This window comes from Streptomyces sp. NPDC005752, assembly GCF_040630715.1.
Classification (GTDB): domain Bacteria; phylum Actinomycetota; class Actinomycetes; order Streptomycetales; family Streptomycetaceae; genus Streptomyces.
In genome coordinates, this window is sequence record NZ_JBEXYB010000002.1 from 232,372 (window position 1) to 257,946 (window position 25,575).

The following is a 25,575-nucleotide window of genomic DNA, read 5'->3' on the forward strand; positions in this document are numbered from 1 at the left end:
TCTCAGCGCTTGTGCAGGGTGTACGGCGACGAAGGGGCGGGCTCCGGCTCCGCCGTGGGCGGCGCGGTGAGCTCGCGGGCCAGCAGCGTGGCCCCGGCGACGGCGCCCGGCATCAGGAACACGGCGACGAAGGGGACGACGAAGGCGAGTGCGAGCGGGACCCCGAAGCCCAGGACCATCATCCGGCGGCCGCGCAGCAGTGCGAGGCGGTCCTTCAGCACCATGCCGCGGCGCTGGAGGGCGACGGCGGTGAGCTCCTCGGAGAGGAAGTAGCCGGAGACGCAGAAGCCGAGGACGGGGATCACGGTCTGGCCGATGACGGGGATGAACCCGAGGGCGAAGAGCAGCACCCCGTACAGGGCCACGCGCAGAAGGATGCGGACGGAGTCGCGGGCGGAGATCCACAGCTCGCGCCAGAGCGGCAGGCCCGATTCGGGCACCTCACCGCCCTCGCTGCGGTCGACCTCCTCGGAGAGGGACTCGTAGAAGGGCTGGCCCACCAGCAGGGTCACCGCGGTGAAGGTGATGACCGCGAGGAATATCCCGAGGACGAAGACCAGGACGACCAGGGTGTTGCGCAGGAGCCCCAGCCAGGGCGAGGACCAGTCGTCGGCGAACGGGGTGGCCCAGCCGACGAAGTCGTCGGCGCCGTAGCCCAGTCCGACCAGCGCGCCGGCGTAGACGACCAGGGTGACGAGCGCGGGCAGCAGACCGAAGCCGAACCACCGGCCGTGCCCGAAGGCCCAGCGCTGGCCCTTGATCAAGTAACCGAAACCCGCCCCGAGATCGCTCATGGGCGTCAGCGTACTTGCGCGAACCATTGACACGTCCCCTGGCCCGTCATTAACGTCACGCCAGCATTTCGAACGAGTGACGAAATACCGAACACGTTGAGAGGCAACACCCGTGCGCATCACCGGAATCAGTACGCACGTCGTCGGCACGCCGTGGCGCAACCTCACCTACGTCCAGGTTCACACCGACGAGGGCCTCACCGGGGTCGGCGAGACCCGGATGCTGGGGCGCACGGACGCACTGCTCGGATATCTGCGGGAGGCGTCCGCCAACCACATCAACGGCTCCGACCCGTTCGCGGTCGAGGACCTCGTCAAGCGCATGAAGTACGGCGACTACGGGCGGGCCGGGGAGATCGTGATGTCCGGCATCGCGGTCATCGAGATGGCCTGCTGGGACATCAAGGGCAAGGCGCTCGGCGTCCCTGTCTGGCAGCTGCTCGGCGGGAAGGTGACCGACCGGGTCAAGGCGTACGCCAACGGCTGGTACACCACCGAGCGCACCCCGGAGGCCTACCACAAGGCGGCGCAGGGGGTCGTCGAGCGGGGATACCGGGCGCTGAAGATCGACCCCTTCGGTACGGGGCACTTCGAGCTGGGCCAGGAGGAGACCCGTTACGCGGTGTCCCTCATCGAGGCCGTGCGGGACGCCATCGGCCCCGACACCGAGCTGATGCTGGAGATGCACGGGCGGTTCAGCCCGTCGACGGCGGTGCGGATCGCCCGCGAGATGGCGCCCTTCAAGCCGGCCTGGCTGGAGGAGCCGGTGCCGCCGGAGAACCTCAAGGCGCTGAGCAAGGTCGCCGAGAAGGTCGATCTGCCGATCGCGACCGGGGAGCGCATCCACGACCGGATCGAGTTCCGCGAGCTCTTCGAGTCGCAGGCCGTCGACATCATCCAGCCGGACGTCGGCCACATCGGCGGCATCCTGGAGACCCGGAAGCTCGCGGCGACCGCGGAGACCCACTACACGCTGATCGCGCCGCACAACGTGGGCGGCTCGGTGCTGACGGCCGCCAGCCTCCAGGTCGCCGGCTGCACCCCCAACTTCAAGATCCTGGAACACTTCAACGACTTCGCGGACGCCGACATCAAGAAGGTCGTCAAGGGCGCCCCCTACGTCGACCCCGAGACCGGCTGCTTCGAGCTCTCCGACGCCCCCGGGCTCGGCGTCGAGCTGGACGTGGACGCGGCGGCGGAGTTCCCGCAGCAGCAGGCACGGTTCGACCTGTGGGCGGACGGCTGGGAGAAGAGGCAGCCCAAGTGAGCACCCTCTCGCGTGCGTTGACCATCGAGCGGCCCGGCAGCCACACACTGGCCGAGGGACCGCTCCCGGAGCCGGGCCCCGGCGAGGTCAGGGTGCGGGTCGCCGCGGCCGGGATCTGCATGAGCGACCGCGAGGTGTACGACGGCCACCGCGACCCCGCCTACGTGCGCTACCCCGTGGTGCCGGGTCACGAGTGGGCGGGGACCGTGGACGCGGTGGGCGAGGGCGTCGACCCCGCGTTGCTCGGGCGGCGTACGGTCGCCGAGGGCTTCCGGGCCTGCGGACGCTGCGAGCGGTGCCGGTACGGGGAGACCTCCCTGTGCACGGCGGGCTACGACGAGACGGGGTTCACCCGGCCCGGCGCGTTCGCCGACCACCTGGTGGTCCCGGCACGGCTGCTGCACCCGCTGGCCGACGACGCCGACCTGCGGGCCGCGGCCCTGCTGGAGCCGGCCGCGGTGGTCGCGGCGGCGGTGCGGGCCGGGGCACCCGAGCCCGGCGAGCGCATCGCCGTGCTGGGGGCGGGGACACTCGGGCTGCTCGCGGTGCAGTTGCTGGCGGCGGTCTCGCCCGCGGAGCTCACCGTGATCGACCCGAGGGGGCAACGGGCCGCCCGGGCACTGGACTTCGGGGCGAGCGAGGCCCGGACGCCCGGGGAGGCCGAAGAGGTGCGGGGCCGCTACGACCTGGTCGTGGAGACGGCCGGCGCGCCGTCCACCGCGGCCGACGCGTGCCTGCTGGCGCGTCGCGGCGGGCGGGTGGTGCTGACCGGGATGTTCACCCCGGGGGCCGCGGGCATCGACCCGGTCCATCTGTCGCTGAGCCAGCTCACCGTGCGCAGCGTCTTCGGCGCACCCTCGGCGGCCTGGTCCTACGCGGTACGGGCGTTCACGGCCGGGCTGCTCGACCCGGCGCCGCTGATCACCCACGAGTTCCCGCTGGAGCGGTTCGCCGAAGCCGTGGCGCTGGTGGGATCCGGGGATCCGGAGACCGGGAAGGTGCTGCTGCGGCCGTGAGGGCCACTCCCTGATCCGAACGCCGGCACGGCGGCGTCCTGACCGCCTCCGGACCGGCGCACTCCCAAAGATCCGAACTTCGTCCGAAATACCGAACGTGAAGGACCAGTCGTGAACGACACCCCTGCCTCCTCCCCCGGTGCCGCCGGCGCCCGCCGCCCCGGCGACGCCGCGCTCACCGCGCTCGGCCTCGGCCCGGCACCCCTGTCGCCGGCGGACGCCTCGCCGCACTCCTTCCCCGACGGCGGGAGCTGGCGCACCGAGGTGCCGTCCGTGGAAGGTCCGGAGGCCCTCGGTGTCGTACTCGAGGAGTCCGCGCGGCTCGACGTCCCGGTCCACCGGGTCAGCCAGGGCAGCGGTGTCTGGATGCTGACGGACGCGGAGATCACCGAGATGGTGAAGGGCTGCGCCGAACGGGACATCGAGCTCTGCCTGTTCACGGGTCCGCGCGGCACCTGGGACACCGGCGCGTCGGTGCGTACGGACTCCGGCGGCGCCGGACTGCGCTCCCGTGGCCACGACGCCCTGGCCGGCTGCGTCGAGGACGCCCTGCGCGCCACCGGGCTGGGTGTGAAGTGCCTGCTGGTGGCCGACGAGGGCGTGCTGTGGACCCTCCACCGGCTGCGTGGGCAGGGCGCCCTGCCCGCGGACACGACCTTCAAGGTGTCGGCACTCATCGGGCCGGTGAACCCGGCCTCGTACGCCGTGTTCGAGCAGCTCGGTGCCGACTCGATCAACATCCCGTCCGACCTCACACTCGCCCAGTTCACCGAGATCCGCCGGGTGTCGAGGGCTCCGATGGACCTCTACATCGAGGCCCCGGACGACCTCGGCGGCTATGTGCGGATGTACGAGGTCGCCGAACTGATCCGGCGCGGCGCGCCTCTGTACCTGAAGTTCGGCCTCGCCAAGTCGCCGGGGATCTACCCGTACGGCCGGCACCTGCGGGAGCTGGCGCTGTCCACCGCCAAGGAGCGGGTGCGGCGCGGCCGGCTCGCGCTGGACCTGCTCGCGCGGCACGGGGCGGACGGCGGCATGGCTCCGCTCGGCAGCCGGCTGCCGGGCCCGCTCAACCGCTTCGAGATCTCGTCATAACGTTCCGGAAACCTTCTCCCCAAAAGAAGACAGAGCCGCGCACAATCCCACACACCTGTTCTCGGTCGATCCGCCCTCGGCTTTCCGGCACCACCGGACCGAGCCCTGACTCACATCAAGGATGATGACAATGCGCAACCGCAGAGCCTCACTTGCCGCCGTGGCCTCCGCAGCCTCCCTCGCCCTCACTCTGACCGCCTGCGGCCAGAACAGCGAAGGCGGCGGCGAGGAGAAGAAGGGGGGCGCCGACGGCGCCACCATCGGCGTCGCGATGCCGACCAAGTCCTCGGAACGCTGGATCTCCGACGGCGCCAACGTCGTGAAAGAACTGAAGGGCAAGGGCTACGAGACCAAGCTCGTCTACGGCGAGGACGACCCGGACCAGCAGGTCTCGCAGATCGAGAACATGATCACGCAGGGCGTGGACGCCCTGATCGTCGCCGCGATCGACAACAAGTCCCTCAACAACGTGCTGCAGCAGGCCAAGGACGCCGACATCCCGGTGATCTCCTACGACCGGCTGATCCTGGGCACGGAGAACGTCGACTACTACGCCTCGTTCGACAACGAGAAGGTCGGCGAGCTGCAGGGCTCGTACATCGTGGACAAGCTGGGTCTGGAGGACGGCAAGAAGGGGCCCTTCAGCATCGAGCTGTTCGCGGGCTCCAACGACGACAACAACACCAAGTACTTCTTCCAGGGCGCGATGAACGTCCTCAAGCCCCACATCGACAAGGGCGAGCTGGTCGTCCGGTCCAAGCAGACCGCCCTCAACCAGGTCACCACGCTGCGCTGGGACGGCGGCACGGCACAGAAGCGCATGGACGACCTGCTGACGTCCAGCTACCGCAGCGCCAAGGTCGACGCCGTGCTCTCCCCCTACGACGGCATCTCCATCGGCATCCTCTCCGCCCTGAAGTCGGACGGCTACGGCTCGAAGGCCAAGCCGATGCCGGTCGTCACCGGCCAGGACGCCGAGCTCGCGTCGGTGAAGTCGATCATCGCGGGTGACCAGACGCAGACCGTCTACAAGGACCTGCGCAAGCTCGCCAAGGTCGCCTCGAACATGGTGGACGCCGCCCTGAACGACAAGAAGCCGGAGCTCAACGACACCAAGTCCTACGACAACGGTGTCAAGGTCGTCCCCGCCTATCTGCTGCAGCCGGTCAGCGTCGACAAGGCCAACTACAAGAAGGCCCTCGTCGACGACGGCTACTACACCGCGAACGACCTCAAGTAACCGGGCCACCTCAAGGATTGGAAGGCAAGACCATGGCGGGACCCGTCCTGGAAATGCGCTCGATCGTCAAGACCTTTCCCGGTGTCAAAGCGCTTTCGGACGTCACACTGACCGTCCGGCAGGGCGAGGTCCACGCCATCTGCGGTGAGAACGGCGCCGGCAAGTCGACCCTGATGAAGGTGCTTTCCGGCGTCCATCCGCACGGCAGCTACGAAGGGGACGTCCTCTTCGAGGGCGAGACCTGCCGGTTCAAGGACATCCGGGCGAGCGAGCAGCACGGCATCGTGATCATCCACCAGGAGCTCGCGCTGGTGCCGTACCTCTCCATCGCGGAGAACATCTTCCTCGGCAACGAGCACGCCAGGCGCGGGCTCATCAACTGGAACGACACTCTCAGGCACGCCGGTGAACTGCTGCGCCGGGTCGGCCTCGACGAGCACCCGGAGACCCGCGTCGCCGACATCGGCGTGGGCAAGCAGCAGCTGGTGGAGATCGCCAAGGCCCTGTCGAAGAAGGTGAAGCTGCTCATCCTCGACGAGCCGACGGCGGCGCTCAACGACGAGGACAGCGGCAAACTCCTCGACCTGATCCTCTCGTTGAAGGAACAGGGCATGACCTCGATCATCATTTCCCACAAGCTGAACGAGATCCGCCGGGTCGCCGACTCGGTCACGATCATCCGCGACGGGCGCTCCATCGAGACGCTCGACGTGAAGGCGGAGGGGACGACCGAGGACCGGATCATCAGCGGAATGGTCGGCCGGGACCTGGAGAACCGCTTCCCGGACCGGACCCCGCACCATCCGGAGGAGGGCACCGCGCCCGCCCTGGAGATCCGCAACTGGACCGTGCACCACCCCATCGACCAGCAGCGCAAGGTGGTCGACGACGTCTCGATCGAGGTGCGGCGCGGCGAGATCGTCGGTCTCGCCGGGCTCATGGGCGCCGGCCGCACCGAGCTGGCGATGAGCGTCTTCGGCCGCTCCTACGGCCGTTACGCGAACGGCACCGTCCTGAAGGACGGCGCCGAGATACGTACGAAGTCCGTCCCCGAGGCGGTCGCGCACGGCATCGCGTACGCCACCGAGGACCGCAAGCACTACGGCCTCAACCTCATCGACACCATCAACCGGAACATCTCGCTGACCGCGCTGGGCAAGGTCGCCAAGCGGGGTGTGGTCGACGAGCACGGGGAGCGGCAGGTCGCCGAGGGCTTCCGGAAGTCCATGAACATCAAGGCCCCGACCGTCTTCGAGCCGGTGGGCAAGCTGTCCGGCGGCAACCAGCAGAAGGTCGTCCTCAGCAAGTGGATCTTCGCCGGTCCCGAGGTGCTGATCCTGGACGAGCCCACGCGCGGCATCGACGTGGGTGCCAAGTACGAGATCTACACGGTCATCGACCAGCTGGCCGCCCAGGGCAAGGCGGTCGTCTTCATATCCTCCGAACTGCCGGAGCTGCTCGGCATGTGCGACCGCATCTACACCATGGCCGCGGGACGGCTGACAGGTGAGTTCTCGCGGGCCGAGGCATCGCAGGAAGCGCTGATGCGTCAGATGACGAAGGACAAAGAGGTAACCCGATGAGCACGGACGTGACCGACAGGACCCCGGCCCCCGCGCCGCCCGGCAAGAGTGGACCGGCGTCCGGCGGCGGGCTGCTGCAGCTGGTGCTGGACGGCATGCGCCGCAACATGCGCCAGTACGGCATGCTGATGGCCCTCGGCCTGATCGTGGTGCTGTTCGCGGTGTGGTCGGACGGCGACCTGCTGCTTCCGCGCAACGTCTCCAACCTGGTGCTGCAGAACAGCTACATCCTGATCCTCGCGATCGGCATGATGCTCGTCATCATCGCGGGCCACATCGACCTCTCGGTCGGCTCGCTGACGGCGTTCATCGGCGCCATGGCCGCCGTGCTGATGGTCGAACACGATCTCCCCTGGCCGCTCGCGGTGGTGCTGTGCCTGGCCATCGGCGCCGTCGCGGGCTCCGTGCAGGGCTTCTTCATCGCCTACCTCGGCATACCGTCGTTCATCGTGACCCTCGCGGGCATGCTGCTTTTCCGCGGTCTGACGGAGATCTTCCTGAAGGGCCAGACCCTCGGCCCCTTCCCGAAGGACCTGCAGAAGATAGCCAACGGCTTCCTGCCCGAGGTCGGCCCCACCACGAACTACCACAACCTCACCCTGCTGCTGGGCTTCGCACTGATCGCCTTCGTGGTGATCCAGGAGGTCCGTGACCGCAAGCGGCAGCAGGAGTTCGCCCTCGACGTGCCGCCGTTCAAGTTGTTCGTGCTGAAGCTGGTCGCCCTGGTCTCGGCCGTCCTCGTGGTCACCCTGCTGCTCGCCAGCTACAAGGGCGCCCCGGTCGTGCTGCTCATCCTCGGTGTGCTGGTCGTCGGGTTCGGCTACCTGATGCGCAACGCGATCATCGGCCGCCACATCTACGCCATCGGCGGCAACCTGCCCGCGGCCAAGCTGTCGGGTGTGAAGGACAAGAAGGTCACCTTCCTGGTCTTCCTGAACATGGGCATGCTCGCGGCCCTGGCGGGTCTGGTCTTCGCCGCCCGCTTCAACGCGGCCTCGCCCAAGGCGGGCCTCAACTTCGAGCTGGAGGCCATCGCGGCCTCGTTCATCGGCGGCGCGTCGATGAGCGGCGGCGTGGGAACGGTCCTCGGCGCGATCATCGGTGGTCTCGTCCTGGGCGTGCTGAACAACGGTATGAACCTCGTGGGTATCGGAACCGACTACCAGCAGGTCATCAAGGGCCTCGTCCTGCTGGCCGCGGTCGGCTTCGACGTCTGGAACAAGCGCAAGGTCGGCTCGTAACGCCCCTTCATCCGACAGGAGTTGTTTCATGACCTTCACCACCGGAACCAGCAGACGTACGGTCCTGGCGGCCACGGCCGCCGCGGGGCTGGCCGTGACGGCGGGCGCCCCCGCCGCGCACGCCTCGGCCCCCGGACGCACCCCCTCCAGGGAGCTCTTCGGCACCCTCGCCGACGGGACGAAAGTGCACCGCTGGACCCTCGCCAACGGCGGGACCCGGCTGAAGGTCCTCTCCTGGGGCGGGGTCGTCCAGTCCCTGGAGACCCCCGACCGCAGGGGCCGGACGGCGAACCTCTCGCTCGGTTTCGACAGCCTCCCGGACTACGTCGCGAAGTCCCCGTACTTCGGCGGGCTGATCGGGCGGTACGGCAACCGCGTCGCCAAAGGGCGCTTCACCCTCGACGGCACCACGCACCAACTGCCCCTGAACGACGGCCCCAACAGCCTGCACGGCGGCGACCGGGGCTTCGACAAGCGGGTCTGGGACGTGAAGCCGTTCACCGAGCGCGGCGACGTCGGGCTGGTCCTCACCCGGACCAGCCCGGACGGCGAGGCCGGCTACCCGGGCGCGCTCGCCGTCCGTGTGGTCTACACCCTCACCCCCCGGGGTGAGTGGCGCATCGACTACACGGCGACCACCGACCGCGCCACGGTCCTCAACCTGACCAGCCACACCTATTTCAACCTGGCGGGAGAGGGCAGCGGCAGCGTCGACGGGCACCTGCTCGAGCTTGCGGCGGCGCGCTACACCCCGGTGGGCGCGACGCTCATCCCGACGGGCGAACTCGCCCCGGTGGCACGTACGCCGTTCGACTTCCGGCGCTCCCGTGCCATCGGGGAGGCCGTCCGCACCCCGCACGAACAGATCGGGTACGGGCAGGGGATCGACCACAACTACGTGCTGGACAAGGGGATCACGGCCCGCCCCGAATACGCGCTGACCGTGACCGATCCCGGCTCCGGCCGGGTGATGAAGATGTACACGACGGAACCCGGCATGCAGGTCTACACGGGGAACTTCCTCGACGGCACGCTGACCGGCACCTCAGGCCGGGTCTACCGCCAGGGCGACGCGTTCTGCCTGGAGTCCCAGCACTTCCCGGACTCCCCGAACCAGCCGTCGTTCCCGTCGACGGTACTGCGCCCCGGTGACACCTACCACTCGACGACGGTGCACGCCTTCTCGGCGCGCTGACGGCGCCTCCCCGGCACGCGTACGGCGCCCTCCCCCAGGCCGGGGAGGGCGCCGTACGCCGTCGTTTGCACGGCGTCGGGGACCGGGCGTCAGCCCTGCCGCGGCGGTCGGGCGACGTGGCCCTCCACCTGCGCCCGGGCCCGCTGCCGCTCGTACCGGTGCTCATCGTCGGCGTCACGGAACTCGAGCCTGCACCAGCGGGATTCCTGGTAGCCGGGCGCGGACCGCCAGTGTCCCGCAAGGGCACAGAGGCGGTTCCAGTCCTCCCGAAGGCGATCCAGCCGTACCTCCGCCCGTACCCGGCGTTCCTCCTCGGAAGGCGGCCGGGGCGACGGAGTCCCTTCGCGCACCCGGCCGCGGCCGGGTGTCCGGCCGGTGACGGCCGCCTCCAGGGTGAGGACCAGGGTGGCCACCGCCTCGGCGAGCGCCGCGGCGGTGATGCCCTCCTCGCTGTCCGAAGGGTGAGCACGTGCCGCCCGCTCCAGTCGGGGAACCAGGAAGTCGCCGACCTCCCACACGACGTCGGCGGTCAGCTCGTCGGCGTACCGCATACCGCCTTCCAGCAGGCCGCCATCGCCCATCAGGTCACCCTCCGATGCGGGCCGCCCCGGAAGCGGGGCGCCACGTCCGGCCTCCGGGGCGGCCTGGAATCGCTGTACGGCCTGAGAACAGCCCCGGCGGCCCATGTCGCGAACCGGTACTCAGACCAGCCGGATCATATTCCAGGACAGCGGCTCCAGCACGGCCTTCAGTGTTCCGCCGGACAACTCCGTGCCCTCGGCGGCGTGCGGCACGACCCGCTCGGGCTCGGCGAGGGTGTTGCGCGCCTCCGGGTCGGCGTCGGCCACCACCTGGTGCTCGACGACCCGGTCCAGGTCCAGTCCCGTCAGGGCGACTTCGAGCGGCAGCACGGCGTCCTGGCCGCGGTTGACGGCGAAGACCGTGACGGCGCCGGTCTCGGGGTCCCGTACGGCGGTGGCGTGCAGCAGGTCGGTCTCGCCGTACTTCGCCGTCCCGTACGTCGGCGAGTCGACCCGTACGTCCAGTACCTGGCCCTGCCCGTACCGCGCGGCCTGGGCGAAGGGGAAGAAGGTGGTCTGCCGCCAGGCGGGCCCGCCCGGCTCGGTCATGATCGGCGCGATCACGTTGACCAGCTGGGCGAGACAGGCGACGGTCACCCGGTCCGCGTGGCGCAGCAGGGCGATGAGCAGGCTGCCGAAGACGACGGCGTCGGTGACGCTGTAGTTGTCCTCCAGCAGCCGCGGCGCCTCGGGCCAGTCGAGCGGGTTCTCCTCCGCGTCCTTCTGGAAGCGGCTCAGGTACCAGACGTTCCACTCGTCGAAGGAGAGGTTGATCTTCTTCGACGACTTGAGGCGGGCCCCGACGTGGTCGCAGGTGGCGACGACGCTCTCGATGAAGGACTCCATGTCCACGGCCGAGGCGAGGAAGGAGTCCCGGTCGCCGTCGGTCTCCTCGTAGTAGGCGTGCAGCGAGACGTAGTCGACGAGGTCGTAGGTCTCGGCGAGGACCGTCGCCTCCCAGGCGGCGAAGGTCGGCATCGCGCGGCTGGACGACCCGCAGGCGACGAGCTGTACGGACGGGTCGATCTGCCGCATCGCGCGCGCCGTCTCGGCCGCGAGCCGCCCGTACTCCTCGGCGGTCTTGTGACCGGTCTGCCAGGGGCCGTCCATCTCGTTGCCCAGGCACCAGAGCCTGATGCCGAACGGGTCCTTGTCACCGTGCGCGACGCGGCGGTCGGAGAGTTCGGTGCCGGAGGGGTGGTTGGCGTACTCCTGGAGCTGGATGGCCTCCTGGACGCCGCGGGTGCCGAGGTTGACCGCGAGCACCGGTTCGGCCTGCGGGCCGATCTTCCTGAGGAAGCCGATGTACTCGGAGAGGCCGAAACGATTCGTCTCGGTGGAGCGCCAGGCGAGGTCGAGGCGGCGGGGGCGCTCGTCGGCGGGGCCGACGCCGTCCTCCCAGCGGTAGCCGGAGACGAAGTTGCCACCGGGATAGCGGATGGCGGTGACACCGAGCTCGCGGACGAGGTCCAGGACGTCGGTGCGCAGTCCGGCCTCGTCCGCCGACGGATGGCCGGGCTCGAAGATGCCGTCGTAGACACAGCGGCCGAGGTGCTCGACGAAGGAGCCGTAAAGCCGGGGGTCCACGTCGCCGACGGTGAAGGCGGGATCGAGGGTGAAGCGCGCGGTGCGGGTCATGGCTTCCTTACTCGTTCGATATTTCGAATGCTGCTCGTAACATCGAACGGACCGTAGGGTTCGGCATCCCCGGCCGTCAATGCCCCTGCACGCGCTCGTGCGGTACGGCTGGGCGCACACGACCGAGGGCCGCACCCCTGTGTGGCGGGGTGCGGCCCTCGGACACGCGCGAGGAGCCGGGGATCAGCCGGCCGAGAGCTCGACCTTGATGTTGCCCCGGGTGGCGTTCGAGTAGGGGCACACCTGGTGGGCCTTCTCGATGAGCGCCTGGGCGGTGGCCGTGTCGACGTTCGGGATCGAGGCGCTGATCGCGACCTCCAGGCCGAAGCCGCCCGCCTCGGTCTTGCCGATGGAGACCGAAGCGGTCACCGTCGAGCCGGAGATGTCGGCCTTCTCCTGCCGGGCGACCACGCCGAGCGCGCCCTGGAAGCAGGCGGCGTAGCCGGCCGCGAAGAGCTGCTCGGGGTTGGTCCCCGCGCCGCTGCCGCCCATCTCCTTCGGCGGGTTGACGACGACGTCGAGCTTGCCGTCGTCGGTGGAGACGCGGCCGTCACGGCCGTTCTCCGCGGTGGCGACGGCGGTGTAGGCCACGTCTATGTGCTGGATCGTCATACCGGTGATTCCTCCTGCTGATACGCCGCGACTCGCGCCCACGACCGCGGCGGCCTGGGCCGAGCCTAACGGGTGACGGTGCGGGGGCGGGACCGCCGCCGGACCCACATGGGATAGGGATGGGTGATGCAGACATTCCTGCCGTACGCCGACTTCAGCCGGAGCGCCCTCGCGCTGGACCCGCGGCGGCTGGGCAAGCAGCGGGTCGAGGCGATCCAGGTACTGCGGGGACTCACCGTCCCCGGCTACGGCTGGCGCCACCACCCCGCGGTGCGCATGTGGGCCGGCTACGAGGAGGCACTGGTGCGCTACGGACTGGACGTGTGCGCCGCGTGGACCGCCGGGGGCAGGGCCGACACCTGTGCGGCGACCCTGCGCGAGGACCTCGCCGCATCGCTCCGGCGCACCACCGTCCGGTCGGCCACGGAGCTCGCTGCGGCGGGTGAACTGCCCCCGTGGCTGGGTGACGAGGCGCTGCACGAGAGCCATCGCTCCGCGCTGGTGCGCAAGGACCCGGAGTACTACCGGCCGCTGTTTCCCGAAGTGCCGCCCGATCTGCCGTACGTGTGGCCTCCGTCGGACCGCGAAAGGCGGTGACGGACGGCTCCACCGACGGCTTCCCGGGCGGCTCCACGGGGCGGCCGGGGCCGGTCAGGCGTCCAGCGAGACGATCATCTTGCCGGTGTTCTCGCCACGCAGCAGACCGACGAACGCGTCGTAGGCGTTCTCGATGCCCTGGACCTTCGTCTCGTTGTACTTCAGCTCGCCGGAGGCCAGCCAGCCGGCCACCTCCTGGACGAACTGCGGCTGCAGATCGGCGTGGTCGCCGACGAGCATGCCCTGCAGGCGCAGGCGCTTGCCGATGACGAGCGCCAGGTTGCGCGGGCCGGGGGTGGGCTCCGTGGCGTTGTACTGGGCGATCATCCCGCAGATGGTGGCGCGGCCGTGGAGGTTCATCGAGGAGATCGCGGCTTCCAGGTGGTCACCGCCGACGTTGTCGAAGTAGACGTCGATGCCGTCGGGGGCTGCCTCGGCGAGCTGCTCGCGGACGGGGCCGTTCTTGTAGTTGAAGGCCGCGTCGAAGCCGTACTCCTCGGTGAGGAGCTTGACCTTCTCGTCGGAGCCGGCCGAGCCGATGACCCGGGAGGCGCCCTTGAGCTTCGCCATCTGGCCGACCTGGCTGCCGACCGCACCGGCCGCGCCGGAGACGAAGACCGCGTCGCCCTCCTTGAAGGAGGCGACGTCGAACAGGCCGGCGTAGGCGGTGAGCCCGGTCATGCCGAGCACGCCGAGGTAGGCGGACAGCGGGGCCAGCGAGGCGTCGACCTTGACCGCGTGCTTGGCCGGGACGTCCGCGTACTCGCGCCAGCCGAGGCCGTGCAGGACGTGGTCGCCCACGGCGAAGCCCTCGGCGTTCGACGCGATGATCTCGCCGACCGCGCCACCCTCCATGGGGTGGTCGAGCTTGAAGGGCGGGGTGTACGACTTCACGTCGTTCATCCGGCCGCGCATGTAGGGGTCGACCGAGAAGTGGAGGTTGCGGACGAGGACGCGGCCCTCACCGGGAGCGGCCACCGGCGCCTCGCGCAGCGCGAAATCCGTGGGCTCGGGCCAGCCCTGCGGGCGGGCGACGAGGTGCCATTCACGGCTGGAGGTGGGAAGTGCAGACATGGGCTCGGGTTCTCCTCGTTGTCGTGCGGGGCGGGAAGCCGAAAAGCTTCAGGACGTGAAACAACCATGCGTCCAGATATTTCACCTTGTCAAGTAATTCGGTACGCTGGGTGTCATGACCTCCTCGCGCACGGACCCGCTCACCCTCGACGTCATCCAGCTCATCGGCGGAGTCGTGGCGCGCTACCACGAGGAGTACGACCGGGCCGCGGCCACACACGCGCTGACCGGCGCGCAGGCCAGGGTGCTCGGGCTCCTGTCCCTGGAGCCGATGCCCATGCGCAAGGTCGCCCGGAAGCTGAAGTGCGAACCGTCCAACATCACGGGCATAGTCGACCGGCTCGAGCTCCGTGGCCTGGTCGAACGCCGCCCGGACCCGGCCGACCGACGGGTGAAGCTCGCCGCACCGACCGACGAGGGCATCCGGACGGCGGAGCAGTTGCGGGACGCGCTGGACTTCGCCCGGGAGCCGCTCGCCGAGCTGTCGGAGGGGGAGCGCACGGTGCTGCGCGACCTGCTGCGCCGGATGCTCGGCGAGGACGCCGCCTAGAGGCGCCTGGAAGGTGTCCGCCCGGAGCCTCGGCGCCGCCTCAGCAGAAGATCCACCAATTGCAGGTATCGGTGGGCGACGGGGTGGGCGTGGGGTCGTCCGGGGGCTCCGGCTGCGTGGGGTCCGCCGGTGGCGTGACCGGGTCCGACGGCTCGGCGGGGGGCCCGGTCACGTCAGGATCCGGGGAGGCCGGCGCCGACGCGGAGACCGAGGGCTCCGCGGGGGCGGGGGCCGACGGGGCCGCGACGGTCGACTCGTCGTCGGCGGGCCCTTCCGTGGCCGTCGCGGAGTGGGAATCGGTGACCGGCACGACGGTGGGGACCTCCACCGGACCGGGGTCGCCGGGCTCCGTGCTCGACGGAGCGGACGGCGCGGGCCCGGTGGCGGAGCTCTTGGCCTCGCTCACGTACTCCGAGGCGCCGCTGTCGCCCCCGGGCTCCATCGCCAGCTCGGCCAGGCTGAGAGCCCCCAGCGCCAGCACCACGCCGGCCACCGTCAGCAGCAGCGCACGGCCGCGCCTGCGGTGGCCCCGGCGCCGGCGTCCCGCCACGCCCCGCGCACGCCGGCGGTGACCGGCGGCCCCGGAGGCGTCCGGGGCCCCGGCGGCGGGCTCCGTGTCACGGCGGGAGAGGTCCGCGACGGCATAGGGGACCAGCGCGTCGGCGGGGGTGCCGCAACCGGCGCAGGCCAGCGCCCCGTTGAGGTGCCGTTGGCACGGGTGGCAGTAATCCATGGCGCCCGCAGACTAGACGGGCGGAGAAGGACACAGGAAGCCGCGCAGGTGAAAATCCTGTGTGGAATCGAGGACTCCGGCGTACGCCGTCCCCCGCGCGTGGCGCGCGGCAGGATGGATTCCATGAACGCTCCCGCCCCGTTCGGGCCGCTCCAGTTCCAGCTCGTCCTGCTGCGCCGGATGGCCGACCACCAGCCGGACCTCGTCGAGGAGGCCCGGCACGAACTGAGCGCCTCCCTCGCCGACATGCGGGAGGCGAACCGTCGCTGGCAGGCGATGCTGCGCGCCCCGCGCGGCCGGGGCGCCCTGCGCCGCTACCGCTCGGTCCTGGGCGAGCCCGAGTCGTCCGTACGCCGCAGGATCGGCGATCTGGAGTGCGACGCGCTGCTGTGGCCGCTGCCGCTCTGGCCGGATCTGCGGTTCGAGGTGACGGCGGGTCCGGGTGGAGCCGTGTGGAACGAATGGCTGGTCCGCGCCCCGGGTTCGGCCGGCCCCGAGCTGGGCGATGCCGCCGGTCTGCGCCCGTGGTCCTGCACCGTGGACGAGGTGGCCAGGGCGTTCGCCCCGGCGCGCCCCATGGAGGGCAGCGCCCCGACCCGCTGGGCACTGGCCTTCACCGATCCTGCCGGCGGCCGGCCCTGTGTCGCCGAGTTCACCTGGGGGCTGTTCCAGCGGCTGCTGCCCGGCGGCCCCTGAGATCCGCCGCCGCCCTCCGCCTGTCGCACCGTCAGCTCCCCGGTCCCCCCTACGGCGCACCCAGCGCGCGCCGCCCCCGCCCCGGCGGGACGATGCCAGGAGGGCCGGCCGCCGCCGGTACCCACCGCCAGCGCTCTCGGGAGACCTGCCGTGACCGTCAGCCTCGATCAGTTGCGCCGCTGCCACATCGCCGTAGACCTCGGGGCCGCGAGGACCCGGGTGTACGTCAAGGGGGTGGGGCTCGTCGTGGACGAGCCGAGCGTCGCCGCCGTGAACACGCGCACCGGCTGCCTCATCGCCGTCGGCGCGCTCGCCGAGCAGATGACCGGCCGCACGCCCGCCTACATCCGCGTGGCGCGCCCGGTCTCCGGCGGAACCGTCGTCGACATCGACATGGCCCAGCGCATGCTGCGGCACCTGCTCGGCGAGAAGCTCCGCCGCCAGTTGCGCCGCAAGCCACGGCTCCGGGCCGCCGCCTGCACCCCGCACGAGGCGGATCCGCTGGCCCAGCGGGCGACCGTCGAGACCCTCGTGGGCCTCGGTGCGCGACGCGTGGAGCTGGTCGACACCATGATCGCCGCGGCCATCGGCTGCGGGCTCCCGGTCGAGCAGCCGACCGCCACCATGATCATGGTGTGCGGGGCCGCCACCACCCAGATCGCCGTGCTCTCGCTCGGCTCGATCGTGACCGCCGTACGCATCCCGATCGGTGGGGAGGCCATCGACGAGGCGATCATCCAGCATCTGCGCCAGCACCACGAACTGATGCTGCCCAGCCAGTCCGTGCGTCCCCTGCAGCTCGCGCTCCGGGGCAACGGCCTCACGCTCAACGGCCCGGCGGTGACGGAGATCCACGGCCGTGACGTGGCCACCGGCCTGGCCCGTTCGGTGCAGGTCGACACCGCCGCCGTGCGGCAGGCCATCCAGGCCCCGCTCACCGCGGTGCTCGACGGGCTGGGGAAGGTGCTGCGCGACTGCCCGCCCGACCTGGTGGCCGACATCGCGGAGTCCGGGATCATGATGGTCGGCGGCAGCGCCCTGCTGCCGGGGCTCGACCAGATGCTGCGCGACGCCACGGGCGTGCCGGTGGCCATCGCCGAGCGGCCCGACGTGTGCTCGGTGCTGGGGCTCGGCGCGATGCTGGACGGCACGGTCCAGCCGCTGGCCCTCGCCCCGCTCGCCGGCTGAGAGCCGTCCCCTGTGGCCGGGACGCACCTGGACCTGCGGACCACCCTCCAGCACATCGTGGACACCGCGACGGCGCTGGCCGGGGCGCGCTACGGCGCCCTCGCACTCCTCCACGGGGAGGACCGCCATGTCACCGGTCTGTTCACCTGCGGCATGAGCGACGAGGAACGCCGCGTCGCGGGCAGGCTCCTGGACGGCCGTACGGGAGTCCTCGGTGCCCTCGTGGACGACACACAGGCCGTGCGTGTGGCTGATCTGACGGCCGGCCCGCGCCCTCACGGCACACAGCGGCTCCCGATGCGCTCCTTCCTCGGGGCGCCCGTCCGGGTGCACACCGAGGTGCTCGGCAGCCTCTGTGTCACCTCCGAGGAGCCGGGGCGCTTCACCGACACCGAACCGGCGCTGCTGCGGCTGCTCGCCTCCCAGGCGGCCGCGGCGATCGGCGGCGCCCACCTGTACGACGCGGCGCGGCAACGGGAGCACTGGATCGAGGGCGCCGCCGCCGTCACCCGGGCACTGCTGAGCGGGGCGGGCCCGGAGGACGCCCTGACGATCGTCGCCGAACGGGCCCGGATGCTGGCCCGCGCCTCGGCCGGGGTGATCCTCCAGCCGACGCCGGACGGCGGGATGGAGATCGTCGCCGCGTCCACCCTCGACGACCCGGCCGGCCTCGTCGGCACGTCCATCGAGCCGGGCTCGCCCGTCCTAGTCCAGCTGCTGGGCGGCGAGGAGGTACTCATCGAGGACTCCGCGACGGACGACCGGATGACGACCCCGGTACGGACCCGGTTCGGCCCCAGCATGATGCTGCCGCTGCAGAGCGGGGGCAGGCTCATCGGCACGCTCGCCCTTCCCCGGAAACGCGGGGGCGACCCGTACACGGCGACGGACCGGCTGCTCGCCTCCCAGTTCGCCTCCCAGGCCGCGCTGGCCCTGGTGATGGCCGACGCGCAGCACTACCGGGAGCAGCTGGCGGTCTACGAGGACCGTGACCGCATCGCCCGCGACCTGCACGACCTCGTCGTACAGCGGCTGTTCGCGACGGAGATGATGCTGGAGTCGACCCGCCGCAAGGACCTGGCCGGCGACGAGGAGACGGCCGAGCTGCTGGCGAAGGCGGTCGACGAGCTGGACTCCACCATCCAGGAGGTCAGGACCGCGATCTTCGCCCTCCAGCAGCCGCCCGCCGAGGCCCCCACGACCTTCCGCGGCCGGGTCCTGCGCGAGACGGGCGGGGCAGCGGCGGTGCTGGGCTTCCAGCCGTCGGTGCAGTTCACCGGCGCGGTGGACGCCCTGGTGACGGAGCCGGTGGACGGCGAGCTGCTCGACGTGCTGCGCGGCGCCCTGGCCTCCGCGCACCGGCGGACCGGCGTGTCGGCCGTCGAGGTGGAGGTGGACGCGACGGTGCGGCTGCCCGACGGGCGTGCGGCGGTACGGCTCGCGGTCGCGGACGACGGGCGCGCCGAGGACGGCGCCCGGTCGCCGACGGTCATCTGGCAGGCGCCGCTCTGAGCGCGATCCGGGTGTTGGAGTGCGCGACGCCCGCGTCCTTCTTGAGCCGTCGCAGCAGCGTGTCCAGGGAGCCGGGGTCGGCCGCCGTGGCGCGCACGAGGTAGTCGTGGCCGCCCGTCACGTGCACCACCTCGGTGATGCCGGGCAGCGTGAGCACCGAGCGTTCGAACTCCTCGTTCGTCGTGTCGAGACGCAGTGACACGTCGATGAAGACGACGAGGCCCGAACGGGTGTCGGCGGCGGGGTCGACGATGACCGTGAAGCCGCGGATCACCCCGTCACGGCGCATACGGCGCACACGGTCGCCCGCGGCGTTGGCGCTGAGCCCCACGCGCACGCCCAGATCGCGGTACGAGATCCGGGCGTCCTCCTGGAGGATGCCGAGGATCTCTCTGTCCAGCCGGTCCATAACGGCGATTGTGGCAGCCCCTGGCCGGAAACGGCGGTCGAGCGGTCCGCGCCGGGGCCGCGGAGGGGGCCTGGAGGAGCCCCTCGCCCATGGGGCGTCTGCCCGGCGGCGGACTTCACCCGTCCGGCCCGTATGGCTCAGCCCACCGTGCCCGCCCCGCCCCTCCCCCCTTGACTTGCGGTGTGGACACAACCGCCGAGCAGGACGCCGGCCCGAACCGGAGCGGGTCCGCCGCCTACCGGAACCTGATCATGGCCACCATCGGCTTCACGCTCACCTTCTGGGCGTGGAACCTGATCTCCCCGCTGTCGGGGGACTTCAAGGAGCGGCTCGGGCTGAGCTCGTTCCAGCAGTCGCTTCTGGTGGCGGTCCCCGTGCTCGTGGGTTCGCTCGGGCGGATCGCGGCGGGCGCGCTGACCGACAAGTACGGCGCCAGGCTGATGTTCCCCACCGTCTCCGCCCTGACGATCGTCCCCGTACTGCTGCTCATCCCGGCGAAGGACTCCTACGGGGCGATGCTGGCGGTCGGCTTCCTGCTCGGACTCGGCGGCACGACGTTCGCGATCGGTATCCCCCTGGTCAACTCGTGGTTCCCGCCCGAGAAGCGCGGTCTCGCGCTGGGGGTGTTCGGGATGGGCATGGGCGGCGTCGCACTGTCCGGCTACTTCACGCCGCGGATCGCCGGGCACGACGAGAACCTGCCGTTCTGGATCGTCGCCGGTGCGCTCCTGGTGTACTCCCTCCTCGCCGCGGTGCTGATCACCGACCACCCCGGCCGAAAGGTGCCGGCCGACTCGCTGGCCCACCGTCTGGGGAAGGCCGGCCGGCTGCGGGTGACCTGGGAGCTCTCCGCGCTGTACGCGATCGGCTTCGGCGGCATCGTCGCGTTCGGGGTGTATCTGCCGACGTACCTGAAGACCTGGTACGAGATGTCGCCGACCGAGGCGGGCACCAAGGCGGCGGGGTTCGCGCTGGTCACGGTCGTCTTCCGGCCGGTCGGCGGCTGGCTGTCGGACCGCGTCCACCCCGCGCTGGTCACGGCCGGGGCACTGTTGCCGGCAGCGCTGACGGCCATCGTCCAGGCCTTCGACCCGCCCCTGTACCCGCTGGGCACGATCGCCCTGCTCTGCATGGCGGCCGGGCTCGGCACCGCGAGCGGAAGCGTCTTCGCCCTGGTCTCGCAGGTGACGCCGCAGGCCAAGGTGGGCAGTGTGACCGGCATCGTCGGTGCGATGGGCGGTCTCGGCGGATTCGTGCCGCCGCTGGTCATGGGCGCGATCTTCAGCGCGAAGGACTCGTACTCGATCGGCTTCATGCTGCTCTCCGACCTGGCCCTGGCGGGCGCCGTCTACGCCTACGGCCGGATGCGGACCCTGCGGCGCGACGGCTGACCGGCTGTCGTCGTCCCACGGGGCCGGCGGCGGTCGGGACGGGCCGTACGCACCGCTCGCTCACGTACGGCGGTCCCGGCCCGTCCTTGCCCGGCCACCCCCGCGGCCGCGTCGGTCTTCTAGGCTGCGGGGTGTGACCTCTCTTCTGCCCGCGCTGCGCGGAGCGTCCGGCCGGACCGGCTCCCCCGAAGCTGTCCGGTTCGGCGAACACGTCCTTGACTACGCACAGTTGGCCGATGCGTCCGCCGCACTCGCCGCCCGGATCACGGGAGCGGGACGCGTCGCCGTCTGGGCCACGTCCACCCCGGAGACAGTGGTCGCCGTCGTGGCGGCGCTCCGGGCGGGGGTGCCCGCCGTACCGCTGAATCCGAAGACCGGCGAGCGGGAACTCGCGCACATCGTCGCCGACAGCACGCCCTCGGTGGTGCTGGCCGGCGCGGCCGACGAGCTGCCGTCCGCGCTGGGCGGCCTGGAGCGGCTGGACGTCAGCACCACCGCGGCCGCCCCCTCCACGGAGGCCGATCCGCCCGAGCCCTCCGCGGACTCCCCCGCCCTGGTCGTCTACACCTCGGGCACGACGGGCCCGCCCAAGGGTGCCGTCCTGCCCCGCCGGGCGATCGCCGCGTCGCTGGACGCGCTGGAGGACGCCTGGGCGTGGACCGGCGAGGACGTCCTCGTCCACGCCCTGCCCCTGTTCCATGTGCACGGGCTGATCCTGGGAGTTCTCGGCCCGCTGCGCCGGGGCGGCTCGGTGCGGCACCTCGGGCGTTTCTCGGCCGAGGGAGTGGCCAGGGAGCTGCTCTCCGGGGGGACGATGCTGTTCGGGGTGCCCACGATGTACCACCGGCTGGCCGGCGCGCTGACCGGCCCGGACGGCGCCGGGGACCTCGCGAAGGCGCTTTCGGGCGCCCGGCTGCTGGTCTCCGGTTCGGCGGCGATGCCGGTCCACGACCACGAACGGATCGCGGCGGCCACGGGCCGCCGGGTCATCGAGCGGTACGGGATGACGGAGACCCTGATGAACACGGGCGTACGGGCCGACGGCGCACCGCGCGCCGGGACGGTCGGCCCGCCGCTGTCGGGCGTGGAGCTCAGGCTCGTCGAGGAGGACGGCACCGTCCTCCAGGACACCGCGTCGATCGGCGAGATCCAGGTCCGCGGCCCGAACCTCTTCACCGGCTATCTGAACCGGCCGGACGCCACGGCGGCCGCCTTCACCGCGGACGGCTTCTTCCGTACGGGCGACATGGCCACGATCGACCCCGACGGCTACGTGAGGATCGTCGGGCGCAAGGCCACCGACCTCATCAAGAGCGGTGGCTACAAGATCGGCGCGGGCGAGATCGAGAACGCCCTGCTGGACCATCCCGGTGTGCGCGAGGCGGCCGTCACCGGCGAGCCCGACGCGGACCTCGGCGAGCGGATCGTCGCCTGGGTGGTGCCGGAGGACCCCGCGTCTCCGCCCGCCGAGAGGGAGTTGGCGGACCACGTGGCGGACCTGCTGGCACCGCACAAGCGCCCGCGTGTCGTGCGCTACCTGGACGCGCTGCCCCGCAACGAACTGGGCAAGATCATGAAGAGGTCGCTCGTTGTCTGACATCCGGTGCGACCGCATGTCGGCCCGGGACGCGATCGCCGGCGTCACCGCGCGCTTCACCGAGCACCGTCCGGCCGCGCGCCCCGTCCTTCCGGACGGTCCGCTCGGCTGGAGCGGTTACGCGGAGTCCAGGGCGCGCGCCGCGGAGCGGACCGGCGAGGAGGAGTCCGTCGTGTACGGGAGGGCCGTCGTCGGCGACCGTGAGTGCGTCCTGGCCGCCTTCGAGTTCGGCTTCCTGGGCGGTTCGCTGGGCGGGCACACCGGGGACCGGCTGGAAGCCGCGTACGCGCTGGCGGGAGAGCTGCGGCTGCCGCTCGTCTCGCTGGTCGCCACGGGGGGCAGCCGGATGCAGGAGGGCATGATCGCGCTGATACAGCTCCAGCGGGTGGCCCGTGCGTCAGCACGGCTGAGGGCCGCGGGGCAGGCGCAGATCTCGGTCCTGCGGGATCCGGCGACCGGGGGCGGCTGGGCCACCGTGGGGGCGGGCGCCGACGTGGTGCTGGCGCTGCCCGGGGCCCAGATCGGCTTCGCGGGCTCCCGGGTGCGGCCCGTCGGCGCGGACCCGTACGCGTACACCGCGGAAGGGCAGCTGGCGGCAGGCCAGATCGACGCGGTCGTCGCGCCGGACGACCTGCCCGGGGTGCTGAGCCGCTGGCTGACGGCACTGACCGGCACCAGCCCTGCCCAGGCCGCCCCGGTGCCGGGCGCGCTGTCGGACACGGGACTGCCGGCGACGGGCTGGGACGCCGTGGAGCAGGCCCGGGCGACGGCACGGCCACGCGCCGAGGCCTACCTGGACGCCTACTTCGAGTACCGGATGCCGCTGAACGGCGACCGCTGCGGCGGCAGGGACCCGGGGCTGCTCTGCGGAGTGGGTCTGCACGCCGGGCAGCCGGTGGCGTACGCCGCCCAGTGCGGCACCGCGACCCGCCCGGCGGGCTACCGCACGGCGGCCCGGGTGATCCGGCTCGCGGACCGGCTCGGCCTCCCCGTGCTCACCCTCGTCGACACCCCCGGCGCGGCCAACGACGCGGAGGCGGAGCGGGCGGGCGCGGGCGCCGCCATCGCGGACGCCTTCGCCGCGGTCGCCGCCGCCCGGGTGCCGGTGACGACGCTAGTGATCGGCGAGGGCGGCTCCGGCGGTGCGCTGGCGCTGGCCGCGCCGGACAACACCCATGTCACCCAGGACAGTTACTTCTCGGTGATCGCACCCGAACTGGCGGCGGCCATCCTGAAGCGCGGCCCGGACGAGGTGCGGTCCACGGCCGACCAGCTCCGGCTGCGCCCCCAGGACCTGGTGGAGCTGGGGGTGGCCCGCTCGGTCGTCGGCCACGCCGGGCCACAGGCGCCGACGACGCGCTGAGACGCGCTCGGCGCGCCGCCCGGGCGACGGTTGGCTAGCGTGGCAGGAAGGACATCCGCCGAGTACGCAGTCGAGCGAAGAAGGGTCCGACCATGGCCGCTGAATCCGAGGGCACTCCGTGCTGGGCCGACGGTACGTTCGGTGATCTCGAGGGGGCGAAGCGCTTCTACGGTGAGCTCCTGGGCTGGACGTACGGCGAATCGATGCCGGAGTACGGCGACTACACCCAGGCCCATGTGGACGGCAAGGCGGTCGCCGCGCTGTCACCGCCCATGCCCGGCCAGGAGACGCCCCCCGCCTGGTGCCTGTACCTGGCGTCGCCGGACGCCGCCGCCACCACCGCGAAGATCCGCGAGCACGGGGGCGACGTGCTGGTGGAGCCGATGCGGGTCGGCGACTTCGGGACGATGGTGCTGGCCGCCGACCCCGGCGGGGCACCGTTCGGGGTCTGGCAGGCGGGCAGTCACGAGGGCTTCCAGGCGACTGCGGTGCCCGGCGCCTACACCTGGGCCGAGGTCTACACCCGGGACCCGGCGAAGGCGGACGCCTTCTTCGCGGCCGTCTTCGGGTACGGGGTGAAGCACCTGGACGACGACGCGATCGACTTCTCGCTCTACGACCTGGGCGCGGACCCGGTGCTGGGCAGGATGAAGATGGGGGAGGAGTTCCCGCCCGGGGTACCGGCCCATCTGAACGTGTACTTCACCGTCTCCGACTGCGACGCGGCGGTGGAGAAGGCCAAGGCGCTCGGGGCGGAGCTCCGGTTCGGTCCGATGACCATCCCGTTCGGCCGTTTCGCCTCCCTGACGGACCCGCAGGGCGCGGTGTTCTCGCTGATCGACCCCACGACGACCGGGGGCGAGATGCCGAGCGTCACCGACGTCTCCTGACGGGGCCCGGCCCCGGACAGGCCCTCAGGGCTGCGGATCACGCGCGTCGTACCGCGCGAAGCCGCGCCGGCTCAGCCCCAGCAGGCAGACCACCAGGACACACGCGAGGCCGCCGCCGGTCACCGCCACGGCCGGGGACGTCAGGTCGGCGGCGGAGCCTGCCACCAGATCGCCGAGACGCGGGCCTCCCGCCACGACGACGATGAAGACGCCCTGCAGCCGGCCGCGCATGGCGTCCGGCACGGCCGCCTGGAGCATGGTGTTGCGGAAGACCATCGATATCGAGTCCGCGCACCCGGCGAGCGCGAGCAGGACCAGCCCGGGCCAGAGCGCACGGGTGAGCCCGAACACAGCGATGGCGGCGCCCCAGCAGGCCACGGCGACGAGGACCGCGAGCCCGTGCCGCCTGATACGGCCCAGCCATCCGGAGAACACACTTCCCAGCAGTGCTCCCAGGGCGGGTGCGGCGACCAGGAGGCCGGTCGTCCTCGCATCACCGCCGAACCAGAGGACGGCGATCACCGGGAAGAGAGCACGGGGCTGGGCCAGCACCATGGCGCTCAGGTCGGTGAAGAAGGTCATCCGCAGATTGGGCCGGGTGGCGAGGAAGCGCAGTCCGTCGGCGACCGAAGCCCGCTCGGTGCCCTTCTCCCCCGCCGCGCGGTCGGGAAGCATCGAGGGCAGCCGCCACATCGCGTACAACGAGGCGGTGAAGGTGACGGCGTCCACGGTGTACGCGGCCCGGTATCCCCACCAGCCGACGATGAGGCCGCCGAGCATCGGCCCGGCCAGGCCGCCCGTGGTGGACGTCATGGCGTTGAGCGCGTTGGCCGCGGGCAGTTGTTCCGCCGGGAGCAGTCGCGCGATCATCGAGCTCCGGGCCGGGGAGTTGAGCGCGAAGCAGACGGCCTGGAGCGTGACGACGGCGTAGAGGAACCCGACGTGCTCGATCCCGGCGAACGCGACGGCGGCCAGGGCGATGGCCAGCACGAACGACCCGGCCGCGCTGAGGAGCCCCAGCCTGCGCCGGTCCACTGTGTCGGCGATCGCGCCGCTGTACAGGCCGAGGAGCACCAGGGGGACGAACGAGCAGAGACCGATCAGCCCGACGGAGAACGCCGACCCGGTGATGTCGTAGACCTGGAGCGAGACGGCCAGCGCCGTCATGCCCTGCCCGATCCAGGAGATGGTGTTCCCGAACCAGAGCCGCCGGTAGTCGGGGGAGGAGCGCAGCGGCGTCAGGTCGGCGAGTATGCGCGTGCGGGGTACACCTTGTTTGGCGGTTTCGGTCACACGGGATGGTAACGACCCCG

24 protein-coding genes are annotated in these 25,575 nt (G+C 71.5%); 16 read left to right on the top strand and 8 right to left on the bottom strand.

Features of this window, described 5'->3' with window-relative positions; translation table 11 throughout:
* Positions 1-2: 2 nt before the first annotated feature.
* On the bottom strand, positions 3-794 hold the full coding sequence (locus tag ABZ441_RS02790) for an EI24 domain-containing protein (protein ID WP_358967358.1): 792 nt from the start codon (positions 792-794) through the stop codon (positions 3-5).
* 112 nt (positions 795-906) lie between these two features.
* Between ABZ441_RS02790 and ABZ441_RS02795 the strand changes: the two genes are divergently transcribed.
* The 7 genes from ABZ441_RS02795 (at position 907) to ABZ441_RS02825 (ending at position 9,431) form a co-directional block, all read left to right on the top strand.
* A complete protein-coding gene (locus ABZ441_RS02795) occupies positions 907-2,061 on the top strand; it encodes a mandelate racemase/muconate lactonizing enzyme family protein (protein WP_147963275.1) in 1,155 nt (384 codons plus the stop codon).
* Positions 2,058-3,077, top strand: coding sequence for an alcohol dehydrogenase catalytic domain-containing protein (locus ABZ441_RS02800; protein ID WP_358967361.1), 1,020 nt, complete (start codon positions 2,058-2,060; stop codon positions 3,075-3,077). Before ABZ441_RS02795 ends, ABZ441_RS02800 begins: the two co-directional genes overlap by 4 nt.
* A gap of 111 nt (positions 3,078-3,188) precedes the next feature.
* Positions 3,189-4,172 carry a hypothetical protein gene (locus ABZ441_RS02805; RefSeq protein WP_358967364.1) on the top strand — a complete coding sequence of 328 codons (984 nt, stop codon included), beginning with the start codon at positions 3,189-3,191 and terminating at the stop codon, positions 4,170-4,172.
* Between the two features lie 130 nt (positions 4,173-4,302).
* Positions 4,303-5,412, top strand: a complete 1,110-nt coding sequence (gene chvE / locus ABZ441_RS02810) for a multiple monosaccharide ABC transporter substrate-binding protein (protein ID WP_358967366.1) — start codon at positions 4,303-4,305, stop codon at positions 5,410-5,412.
* Between the two features lie 32 nt (positions 5,413-5,444).
* The gene (mmsA, locus tag ABZ441_RS02815; protein ID WP_358967368.1) at positions 5,445-6,995 is read left to right on the top strand and encodes a multiple monosaccharide ABC transporter ATP-binding protein; all 1,551 of its coding nucleotides are present in this window, start codon (positions 5,445-5,447) and stop codon (positions 6,993-6,995) included.
* Positions 6,992-8,236 (top strand): multiple monosaccharide ABC transporter permease, encoded by a 1,245-nt coding sequence (mmsB, locus tag ABZ441_RS02820; RefSeq protein WP_358967370.1) that lies wholly within the window; start codon positions 6,992-6,994, stop codon positions 8,234-8,236. Before mmsA ends, mmsB begins: the two co-directional genes overlap by 4 nt.
* Positions 8,237-8,264: 28 nt before the next feature.
* A complete protein-coding gene (locus ABZ441_RS02825) occupies positions 8,265-9,431 on the top strand; it encodes an aldose epimerase family protein (RefSeq protein WP_358967373.1) in 1,167 nt (388 codons plus the stop codon).
* An 89-nt stretch (positions 9,432-9,520) separates the two neighbouring features.
* Here ABZ441_RS02825 and ABZ441_RS02830 read toward each other — a convergent pair whose 3' ends face one another.
* The 3 genes from ABZ441_RS02830 to ABZ441_RS02840 form a co-directional block, all read right to left on the bottom strand.
* Positions 9,521-10,012, bottom strand: a complete 492-nt coding sequence (locus tag ABZ441_RS02830) for a hypothetical protein (RefSeq protein ID WP_358967376.1) — start codon at positions 10,010-10,012, stop codon at positions 9,521-9,523.
* A gap of 120 nt (positions 10,013-10,132) precedes the next feature.
* Positions 10,133-11,650: an alpha-N-arabinofuranosidase gene (locus ABZ441_RS02835; protein WP_358967378.1), complete on the bottom strand. Its 1,518-nt coding sequence runs from the start codon at positions 11,648-11,650 to the stop codon at positions 10,133-10,135.
* Positions 11,651-11,833: 183 nt separating this feature from the next.
* Positions 11,834-12,262 carry an organic hydroperoxide resistance protein gene (locus tag ABZ441_RS02840; RefSeq protein ID WP_358967380.1) on the bottom strand — a complete coding sequence of 143 codons (429 nt, stop codon included), beginning with the start codon at positions 12,260-12,262 and terminating at the stop codon, positions 11,834-11,836.
* Positions 12,263-12,388: 126 nt separating this feature from the next.
* On the opposite strand from ABZ441_RS02840, the gene ABZ441_RS02845 reads away from it, so the two are divergent.
* Positions 12,389-12,859 (top strand): MSMEG_6728 family protein, encoded by a 471-nt coding sequence (locus ABZ441_RS02845; protein ID WP_358967382.1) that lies wholly within the window; start codon positions 12,389-12,391, stop codon positions 12,857-12,859.
* 54 nt (positions 12,860-12,913) lie between these two features.
* Here ABZ441_RS02845 and ABZ441_RS02850 read toward each other — a convergent pair whose 3' ends face one another.
* Positions 12,914-13,933 carry an NADP-dependent oxidoreductase gene (locus ABZ441_RS02850; protein WP_358967385.1) on the bottom strand — a complete coding sequence of 340 codons (1,020 nt, stop codon included), beginning with the start codon at positions 13,931-13,933 and terminating at the stop codon, positions 12,914-12,916.
* A 115-nt stretch (positions 13,934-14,048) separates the two neighbouring features.
* Here ABZ441_RS02850 and ABZ441_RS02855 point away from each other — a divergent pair, with 115 nt between their 5' ends.
* Complete coding sequence (locus ABZ441_RS02855) at positions 14,049-14,483, top strand: MarR family transcriptional regulator (RefSeq protein WP_358967387.1); 435 nt, start codon at positions 14,049-14,051, stop codon at positions 14,481-14,483.
* 40 nt (positions 14,484-14,523) lie between these two features.
* On the opposite strand, the gene ABZ441_RS02860 is transcribed toward ABZ441_RS02855, so the two are convergent.
* Positions 14,524-15,216 carry a hypothetical protein gene (locus tag ABZ441_RS02860; RefSeq protein ID WP_358967389.1) on the bottom strand — a complete coding sequence of 231 codons (693 nt, stop codon included), beginning with the start codon at positions 15,214-15,216 and terminating at the stop codon, positions 14,524-14,526.
* A gap of 123 nt (positions 15,217-15,339) precedes the next feature.
* Between ABZ441_RS02860 and ABZ441_RS02865 the strand changes: the two genes are divergently transcribed.
* The 3 genes from ABZ441_RS02865 (at position 15,340) to ABZ441_RS02875 (ending at position 18,612) form a co-directional block, all read left to right on the top strand.
* Complete coding sequence (locus tag ABZ441_RS02865) at positions 15,340-15,912, top strand: hypothetical protein (RefSeq protein WP_358967391.1); 573 nt, start codon at positions 15,340-15,342, stop codon at positions 15,910-15,912.
* Between the two features lie 150 nt (positions 15,913-16,062).
* Positions 16,063-17,100, top strand: coding sequence for a rod shape-determining protein (locus tag ABZ441_RS02870; RefSeq protein ID WP_358967393.1), 1,038 nt, complete (start codon positions 16,063-16,065; stop codon positions 17,098-17,100).
* 12 nt (positions 17,101-17,112) lie between these two features.
* Positions 17,113-18,612, top strand: coding sequence for a GAF domain-containing protein (locus ABZ441_RS02875; RefSeq protein ID WP_358967395.1), 1,500 nt, complete (start codon positions 17,113-17,115; stop codon positions 18,610-18,612).
* On the opposite strand, the gene ABZ441_RS02880 is transcribed toward ABZ441_RS02875, so the two are convergent.
* Positions 18,590-19,021 (bottom strand): Lrp/AsnC family transcriptional regulator, encoded by a 432-nt coding sequence (locus tag ABZ441_RS02880; RefSeq protein ID WP_014156425.1) that lies wholly within the window; start codon positions 19,019-19,021, stop codon positions 18,590-18,592. The genes ABZ441_RS02875 and ABZ441_RS02880 overlap by 23 nt on opposite strands.
* A gap of 251 nt (positions 19,022-19,272) precedes the next feature.
* On the opposite strand from ABZ441_RS02880, the gene ABZ441_RS02885 reads away from it, so the two are divergent.
* The 4 genes from ABZ441_RS02885 (at position 19,273) to ABZ441_RS02900 (ending at position 24,262) form a co-directional block, all read left to right on the top strand.
* Positions 19,273-20,412 carry an MFS transporter gene (locus ABZ441_RS02885; RefSeq protein ID WP_358967541.1) on the top strand — a complete coding sequence of 380 codons (1,140 nt, stop codon included), beginning with the start codon at positions 19,273-19,275 and terminating at the stop codon, positions 20,410-20,412.
* A 133-nt stretch (positions 20,413-20,545) separates the two neighbouring features.
* Positions 20,546-22,009 (top strand): acyl-CoA synthetase, encoded by a 1,464-nt coding sequence (locus tag ABZ441_RS02890; RefSeq protein ID WP_358967398.1) that lies wholly within the window; start codon positions 20,546-20,548, stop codon positions 22,007-22,009.
* A gap of 16 nt (positions 22,010-22,025) precedes the next feature.
* On the top strand, positions 22,026-23,372 hold the full coding sequence (locus ABZ441_RS02895; RefSeq protein WP_358967544.1) for a carboxyl transferase domain-containing protein: 1,347 nt from the start codon (positions 22,026-22,028) through the stop codon (positions 23,370-23,372).
* A gap of 92 nt (positions 23,373-23,464) precedes the next feature.
* A complete protein-coding gene (locus ABZ441_RS02900; RefSeq protein WP_358967400.1) occupies positions 23,465-24,262 on the top strand; it encodes a VOC family protein in 798 nt (265 codons plus the stop codon).
* Between the two features lie 24 nt (positions 24,263-24,286).
* Here the strand turns inward: ABZ441_RS02900 and ABZ441_RS02905 are convergent, their stop codons facing one another.
* On the bottom strand, positions 24,287-25,555 hold the full coding sequence (locus ABZ441_RS02905) for an MFS transporter (RefSeq protein ID WP_358967401.1): 1,269 nt from the start codon (positions 25,553-25,555) through the stop codon (positions 24,287-24,289).
* Positions 25,556-25,575 lie beyond the last annotated feature (20 nt).

Coding starts and splice junctions, on each gene's coding strand:
- ABZ441_RS02850 (WP_358967385.1), bottom strand. CDS start 13,933: ATGTCTGCACTTCCCACCTCCAGCCGTGAATGGCACCTCGTCGCCCGC.
- mmsB (WP_358967370.1), top strand. CDS start 6,992: ATGAGCACGGACGTGACCGACAGGACCCCGGCCCCCGCGCCGCCCGGC.
- ABZ441_RS02895 (WP_358967544.1), top strand. CDS start 22,026: ATGTCGGCCCGGGACGCGATCGCCGGCGTCACCGCGCGCTTCACCGAG.
- ABZ441_RS02835 (WP_358967378.1), bottom strand. CDS start 11,650: ATGACCCGCACCGCGCGCTTCACCCTCGATCCCGCCTTCACCGTCGGC.
- ABZ441_RS02900 (WP_358967400.1), top strand. CDS start 23,465: ATGGCCGCTGAATCCGAGGGCACTCCGTGCTGGGCCGACGGTACGTTC.
- ABZ441_RS02825 (WP_358967373.1), top strand. CDS start 8,265: ATGACCTTCACCACCGGAACCAGCAGACGTACGGTCCTGGCGGCCACG.
- ABZ441_RS02855 (WP_358967387.1), top strand. CDS start 14,049: ATGACCTCCTCGCGCACGGACCCGCTCACCCTCGACGTCATCCAGCTC.
- ABZ441_RS02790 (WP_358967358.1), bottom strand. CDS start 794: ATGAGCGATCTCGGGGCGGGTTTCGGTTACTTGATCAAGGGCCAGCGC.
- ABZ441_RS02860 (WP_358967389.1), bottom strand. CDS start 15,216: ATGGATTACTGCCACCCGTGCCAACGGCACCTCAACGGGGCGCTGGCC.
- ABZ441_RS02865 (WP_358967391.1), top strand. CDS start 15,340: ATGAACGCTCCCGCCCCGTTCGGGCCGCTCCAGTTCCAGCTCGTCCTG.
- ABZ441_RS02845 (WP_358967382.1), top strand. CDS start 12,389: ATGCAGACATTCCTGCCGTACGCCGACTTCAGCCGGAGCGCCCTCGCG.
- ABZ441_RS02880 (WP_014156425.1), bottom strand. CDS start 19,021: ATGGACCGGCTGGACAGAGAGATCCTCGGCATCCTCCAGGAGGACGCC.
- ABZ441_RS02885 (WP_358967541.1), top strand. CDS start 19,273: ATGGCCACCATCGGCTTCACGCTCACCTTCTGGGCGTGGAACCTGATC.
- chvE (WP_358967366.1), top strand. CDS start 4,303: ATGCGCAACCGCAGAGCCTCACTTGCCGCCGTGGCCTCCGCAGCCTCC.
- ABZ441_RS02840 (WP_358967380.1), bottom strand. CDS start 12,262: ATGACGATCCAGCACATAGACGTGGCCTACACCGCCGTCGCCACCGCG.
- mmsA (WP_358967368.1), top strand. CDS start 5,445: ATGGCGGGACCCGTCCTGGAAATGCGCTCGATCGTCAAGACCTTTCCC.
- ABZ441_RS02830 (WP_358967376.1), bottom strand. CDS start 10,012: ATGGGCGATGGCGGCCTGCTGGAAGGCGGTATGCGGTACGCCGACGAG.